This is a genomic window from Limosilactobacillus pulli (assembly GCF_947381555.1).
GTDB lineage: Bacteria > Bacillota > Bacilli > Lactobacillales > Lactobacillaceae > Limosilactobacillus > Limosilactobacillus pulli.
Genome location: NZ_CANCWQ010000048.1, coordinates 1 through 6,576 on the forward strand (window position 1 = coordinate 1; position 6,576 = coordinate 6,576).

The 6,576-nt window shown below is 38.7% G+C and carries 7 protein-coding genes; 6 read left to right on the forward strand and 1 reads right to left on the reverse strand.

Annotated features, from left to right (window positions below; genetic code table 11):
* Positions 1-660: 660 nt before the first annotated feature.
* The 6 genes from QOS03_RS08785 (at position 661) to QOS03_RS08810 (ending at position 4,678) form a co-directional block, all read left to right on the forward strand.
* Entirely contained in the window at positions 661-873 is a 213-nt protein-coding gene (locus QOS03_RS08785; RefSeq protein WP_283576144.1) for a hypothetical protein, read from the forward strand.
* 490 nt (positions 874-1,363) lie between these two features.
* Positions 1,364-2,251, forward strand: coding sequence for a hypothetical protein (locus tag QOS03_RS08790; RefSeq protein ID WP_283576145.1), 888 nt, complete (start codon positions 1,364-1,366; stop codon positions 2,249-2,251).
* Positions 2,252-2,643: 392 nt separating this feature from the next.
* Complete coding sequence (locus QOS03_RS08795; protein WP_169462680.1) at positions 2,644-3,234, forward strand: hypothetical protein; 591 nt, start codon at positions 2,644-2,646, stop codon at positions 3,232-3,234.
* A 114-nt stretch (positions 3,235-3,348) separates the two neighbouring features.
* Entirely contained in the window at positions 3,349-3,501 is a 153-nt protein-coding gene (locus QOS03_RS08800; protein ID WP_283576146.1) for an excisionase family DNA-binding protein, read from the forward strand.
* 265 nt (positions 3,502-3,766) lie between these two features.
* The gene (locus tag QOS03_RS08805) at positions 3,767-3,892 is read left to right on the forward strand and encodes a hypothetical protein (RefSeq protein WP_283576147.1); all 126 of its coding nucleotides are present in this window, start codon (positions 3,767-3,769) and stop codon (positions 3,890-3,892) included.
* A gap of 423 nt (positions 3,893-4,315) precedes the next feature.
* Complete coding sequence (locus tag QOS03_RS08810) at positions 4,316-4,678, forward strand: hypothetical protein (RefSeq protein WP_283576148.1); 363 nt, start codon at positions 4,316-4,318, stop codon at positions 4,676-4,678.
* Between the two features lie 491 nt (positions 4,679-5,169).
* Here the strand turns inward: QOS03_RS08810 and QOS03_RS08815 are convergent, their stop codons facing one another.
* Entirely contained in the window at positions 5,170-5,781 is a 612-nt protein-coding gene (locus tag QOS03_RS08815) for a hypothetical protein (RefSeq protein ID WP_169462683.1), read from the reverse strand.
* Between the last annotated feature and the right edge of the window lie 795 nt (positions 5,782-6,576).

Here is a 6,576-nt window from a genome sequence, read left to right on the forward strand (position 1 = left end):
ACCCCAAATAGTCAATTAGTGATTGTCGATTCTTATCGGTTATAATAATAGCCGATAATATCGGCGAATACAAGAGATATATCTATAATAAACATTATCGATACTCTGAGAACTAATTGAAATCAAGCTAAGACGGTAGCCAATACGGTTGCCGTCTTTTTGTCTGCTCATTAGGCCGAGCTTAATCGCAACAATCAGTGGCTCTGAGTCGGTAGCCCCCCGAAACGCCCGTGTAATAGGATATAGCCCCTATTACGTAGTTAACACCATAGGTATGCGACACCTAGTCCCGTGGCAGGGGCTAAAAAAGTGGCTGGATGTTTCGGAAATGCGACACGTTATCCTGCTGATCAATGCGTCTTATTTGGGTTCACGCTAAGTTTCGATTGAAAGTGTAGTAAATCGATCGTACAAATCAACCCTAATGATCAGTGGGAGCAAGGGCGGAATGAGCTTAATCAACGTGCTAGTTTGATCTTGATTGAGAGCTTGATCTGCAGTAATTGAGCTTTGAATCAAGACCTAAACTAGAAATATGTGAGATTAGCTCTCTTATTTTTGCCACGAACACGGCGAAAATAAGAGAGAGCGCAAGCGCTTTCCATATGACTTAAGGTGCAGTACGCTCTGAAACAGGGGTTTATATAGGTAGATATGTGTATGAGTAGGGGGATGAATTGGATCATGGCAGAATATGGTACAAAACAATTACTGGACTGGTATTTACGAGGCTATCATGAGCTGGCAATCAGTCATGGATTCACGCTATCTATGCTAGAGGATTACCTGCATGAACATGACTATGAGAGGGATCTCAAATACAGGATGATCAAGACGCTAGAGCGTGAATTAAAGGCTATGAACAAGGATTAGAGGGTTGTAATTGGCTCTGAGAGCAACTGAAACATAGTTGAGTGGATAGTTGTTCATGTTGAATTTGTCTGATAGGGATCTGCAGAGTGCTAGATAGATTCCTATGATCGACTGTAGGCCACTCCCGTGGTGGGTTGTCGGGCTGGCTGCCTCGACAATTACAGAACTTTTTACTTTAATTTGGCGCAAAATTAGGCCGTTTTGATCAATCTCATGTTATGATCTTTAACAGAATTCCTAATTTACTTTGTTAATATATAATATATTTATACTTAACAAAACATTTTAGGAATTTAAAACTAAAATACAAGGGGATGATAGTATTCAATACAATATTGAACAGTTGTTGAGGGCTGATCCTGCAAGGTTTATCAGTCCCAAACAACGGGAATATGCTGAACAAAATGGACGCTTTAAAGACCGTAAATTAGTCCAGAAACAACTCGAAAAGCACTATCTGCAGGTGTCAATCACGGGTAGGGGATCTGATATGCTCATTGAACTGGACAAGCCGAGATTAACTGCTTTTCGTGGGAACGAATTGAAACAAGCTCTGATCGATAACATGATTTATCGATTGAGATTGGATCATCAATACCAAAAAGAAAGACTAAACAGGTCTAAAACTCAGTGGGGACGCTACATGGGTCTGCACTATGCTCTCAGTCAGACCGATATTGATCAGAGAGGCGCTGAGATCGAAAAGGCTCAATCTAAGGGCGTTAGCAGGGCATTTAAGCGTGTAGCGTACAGGATTAACACGAGGCAGGCGAACACGGTTGATAGTGTGCTGAGTAGCGTTGCCAAGGCGTTGGACGCTGAGATCCATAAACTACAGGCCTTTTTAGTTGAGGTGGAAGAGCCTGCAGATCCAGATGATCCAGACGCAGAGCCGATCAAGCATAAAGACGTGTTTTATGGATCTGCAGAGCTTGCTAATGATCCAGATGCGAGTGTCTATGATATTATGGCTCGTGATTTAGATCGATTCGTTCACGATTTAAAAGCCGAAAAAGGCGTTAAACGGCTGAATCAGATTGTGAGAACAGGGGAATATCAGCAATTCTTGGACGAGTTAGGGACGCCCTACTATCAGCAGGTACTGAGGACTTGGCAGTCAAAAGAGCTAGTTGATATTGATTACGGCAAATTATGGCGCTTGGCAAAGACTGCAAAGCCAACTAGCGACAAGGATCTTAGAGCTTTATTCATTGATGATTGCGATCAGTGGCTAGAGCGCTATAGATCGAGGCAGGTAGAGCTTGCAACGAATGGCAATCCAGAGTTTTGGGATATCTTTTACGATAAGGATCTGGACGAAATGATCAAAGCGTACAACAAAAACAAAGAGAGCTATTATAACGTTGAAACGGAATAAAAACTGCATTTTATTGAGTGGTCATTGCAGACTGCTCTTTTTTTATTACTAATGAGGCTGCATAATTGGTCTATACCAATTATAACATGGATCGGGGATGTTTGATTCAAATTGAGCAGTTTTTTGTTTGGAACTGTAGATGAGTTGCTTAAGACACACACACGGACTTTTTGTTAAATTTTGACCTTTTTTGATTGAAAAATAGCCCTAAACGACCAAAAAATGGACGTGTTTAGTAGCTTTTTGCATTTGCTTTAAAATAAGGCATTTCTATTAAAAATAGGTTGTTTAAACTATCAAATTCTGCTATTCTATGTGAGGTTTCGATCAGAAGGTCAACTAACGCTCTAGTTGCGCTGGTTGACTCCTTTTTTATTTTGGGGGTATTAATTATGTTGACTGTTCTATTGGGGATAATAATAGTCATGTTTTTTATATCGGCTTGCGTTCTTATTTTTGAACTGTTATTTTACGGAGCGGGATCAGTTGTTTTAGTTGTTTTATCAGTTGTTTTAATGGTGGGTTCATTGATCTTTAATAGACAATCATCTGAAAAGAAAGTAAAAAGGAAAGAGTTAAAAGAAGATCCAAATTTTGAAGCCGTAAAAAGCCAGTTTGAGCCGATAGATAAATATGGTGATAGCTATGTTTCAAGTAAAATTGGGAAAGTGCTATGGGTAGAAGGAATCCGCTGGAAATTGTTTAATGCAAGCGAAATCGTTGAATATAATGTTATTGAGAAAAAGCATAACGAAAATAGTGACAATATTTTGGGCAAGGTTGTTGTTGAAGCGGGAACGGGCTTTCACGCTGGTGACGTAATAGAAAGATTAGGAGTTGTTTTTACTGTAGCTGATGGTAATGAATATGAGCTGTTGGAATTTGATGGGAACGAACCAACGAAAAAAATGGAAAGTACCATAAGCAGACACAATAGGCTTGTTCGATTATTTGATGAGATGGTAAATGGAAAAATTAATTAAGATTTAGCGTCCTTCTTTCTGAGGGGGGCGCTTTTTTATTACTTAATTTAACTGTTTCTTTATTATACGATAAGACTGTAAATACTTACGTCCACAGTAGAAGAGGTGATTGAATTGCCAGAAACAGCTAAGGAAAAAGAAGAATTGTTTACAATGTTAGAAGTAGCCAAGATCGTTGGTTGCTCAAAGTCAACAGTCTATCGAGTAGTTAAAGATAATCACCTACGGGCTAAGAAGAAAAAAGGACAAGCTAAATTATACGATTAAACGATTATAAAACTTGTTAGGACAAAGATTGATGATATTAACGATTCTAAAGAACCAGTTCAAAGAATCAGCATTGAGACGCTTCAGAAACAGTTGGAAGCTAAAGATAAACAGATAGATCAGCTAAACGAACAATTGCGAATGGCTCAAATCAATCTTAGTCAATCTCAACAATTGCAACTAAAACAAGCTGATCGATCAAAGGGATCAGTATGAAATTCACCATATCAATGGCGCAAAAAAAGGTACAAAAAAAGGCAATTCCATGGATAATTTGGCTCTGCTGAGCGCTAGGGAACACCATGAAATCACCAGTTTGGAGAAAAAGCTGAAAGCCGTGGGAGAGATGATCAAGAATTACGATCCTAGTTTGATTTTTGATCTTAAATAAAAGCCACATTTTACTGAGCAGTCTGCAACGACCGCTCTTTTTTATTGCACGTGAGGCTGCATGATTGGTCTATACCAATTATAACATAGACTGGGGATGCTTGATTCAAAATTGATCGTTTTTTGTCTGCAGATCTAAAATGAGTAGCTTTAGACACACGAAATAAACTTTTTGTTAAAATTTTGGCCTTTTTTGATCGTTTAGGGCTACTTTTCGCCCTAATTTTGGGAATGTTTAGTTACTTTTTGAATTTAGCTGAAAATAGCCCCGATCCATGCAGTTTTTGGGCGTTGGTTTAGTATATTTGATTGATCCTGCAGACGTTGAAAATGATCGAAAAAACACACCTAAACAGCCAAAAAACAGGGGTTCATACTAGACATGAAAAGGTTAAAATAGAGATCAAAATAGGGGGATCTAAGCATGATTAAAAACGATCTAGATAAGTTAAGCATTAGGGCTTGTTGTTGGGCTTTACAGAGCTTAACAGACACCGAAAAAGGCGAAAAAGCGGACGCAATTTATACGATAGCGACTGATATTGAGTCTGAATTGATCGATCCGATCTTTAACGATAATTTGAGCGTGTGGGATCAGATCCTGCAAACAATTGAAAGCAGAACGGATCTGCAGGTCGTTGACTATGTTGATGATCTGCTGAATCATGCAGATAATGCACTAATCAGAGCAATCAAAACACTATCCAAAGCTAAAGAGATCAGCCAATACAGCAGAGATAGATATATGTATGAGCAGGGCGTGATCGATCTCTACAGTGCATTCTAGAGGGTCTGAGAGCGTTATACAGCGCTCTTTTTATTTTGACTATAGACTTATATAGACTGATCTAAAACGGCTGAGAGAGCAATTCTGAGCCTCTGAGAGCTATATCTGAGCTAGGGGATGACCTTACACGGTCAAGAGTGATCATAAGCAGATAGAGCAGATCCAAACACTAGATATATGACCATGATCTGCTGAGATCGTGCAGACACGTGTATATATACATAGCAGACTGTATATAGCTAGGGATCAAAAAAATAGGACAAATTAGCAAAATTGTATCTTTAAAGACTGTGAAAGCCTGCACAATCTACCAAAAACAGGGTATTTATTTGACCTTTCTTGACCAATGCGACAAAGAAAAACGCCAAACCCCTTGTCGCTCTAGGGATTCAGCGTGTTTTTGTTGTGAGCCTCTTTGATTAAAAGTGTCTTACAGCCCTATTTTTAGGCTTATTGGATCATGCAGCCCACCAATTAAGGTGAGCTTAAAGTTATGGCAATGATGGTAATACTTCTTGCGTGTAAGGAACGCCGTGATTATCAAGGTAGGAACGAAGTTGTTCATATTCAGCTACACGGCTTTTGATAACAGATTCAACATGTGTGCCATCGATAAAGTTAATACGATAAGAATCGCCAGTATTATCGTGAATCACAACAATTAACTCTTTGATTGAGCTTAATTGCCTACGTGTTGCTAAACCGCCCGCAATAGCACCAACAACACCAAAGAGTAAGCCACCGACTACTGCACCGCCAGCACCGCTACGAGTAGTGGTAGTTGGTTGATAGGCGATATGGTACTTAACCATGTCTGGATATGGAATGTAAGCATAATAGTCATCACGTCTGGTGTCTGGGCGGAAATAAATACCATTATCACCTAAAACAATATTGGCAAAGTCTAAGCGTTTTGTGTTACCACCCAAACGTTGATAACCTTTTTCGTCTGCTTTTTTAAGTTCTTCTTTATTGTATTTCATTGTATGTGGATCGAAATGAGCTATGGCGATTGGCAAACCAAATACAACAACAAGAATAAGTATCATTACGACCATTTGTGCCTCGTCAGACATAGCTAGAATTGACAAATTATTAAACATATGTAACTCCTCCCAAGAGTTCAATTACATATAACTATACACTTCATTTACTTAAAAAGCTGATGAAAAACCAAAAGTCTGTTGTCAAGTCTGTTGTCGATTTGACTTGGGACTAAAATTCGATAGATGATAGAATGTAATAGTTGCTCGTCCCTTTGTCTGCATGAGAGGGGGTGAAAGCATTGAACTACTGGCAAGATTTATTCAACTTATTTTCTAGTTTGCTTATCGTAGTTTTTGACCATTGGCTTGATAATCGAAAGCGTTAAGATAGGTTAAACGAATCGAGCAAAATTGAGCTACTAAAAAAGCCCTAGCGTATTGGAGGTACGTTGGGGCTTTTTGGTTTAACTGCATGATAGCATTGAACTATACACGGCAAGTTATTCAACTTATTTTCTGCAGATATTATAACATAAGATACAAATTATTGCTTGTTTTGAGCCGGTAAAATCGTGCAGTATGTTCAGACGATCAAGCAAAAAGACTGCAACCAATTTAATGGTTACAGCCTTTTCACCTAATCATTAACGACTACTCGTTATGTATATATTATAGCAGATTATTGCTTAATCTTAAGTTTTTACTTGTGTATCTGTTCCTGCAGGCGTAAAGTAGACAAGTGAAAGCGTGTAACACGCCTAAAAATCGAATATCAAGAGCAAAAAGAAAAGCCCGTTAAGGTACGCCAATACCTTAACGAGCTAACCAATTGGCTACCCCAAATAGTCAATTAGTGATTGTCGATTCTTATCGGTTATAATAATAGCCGATAATATCGGCGAATACAAGAGA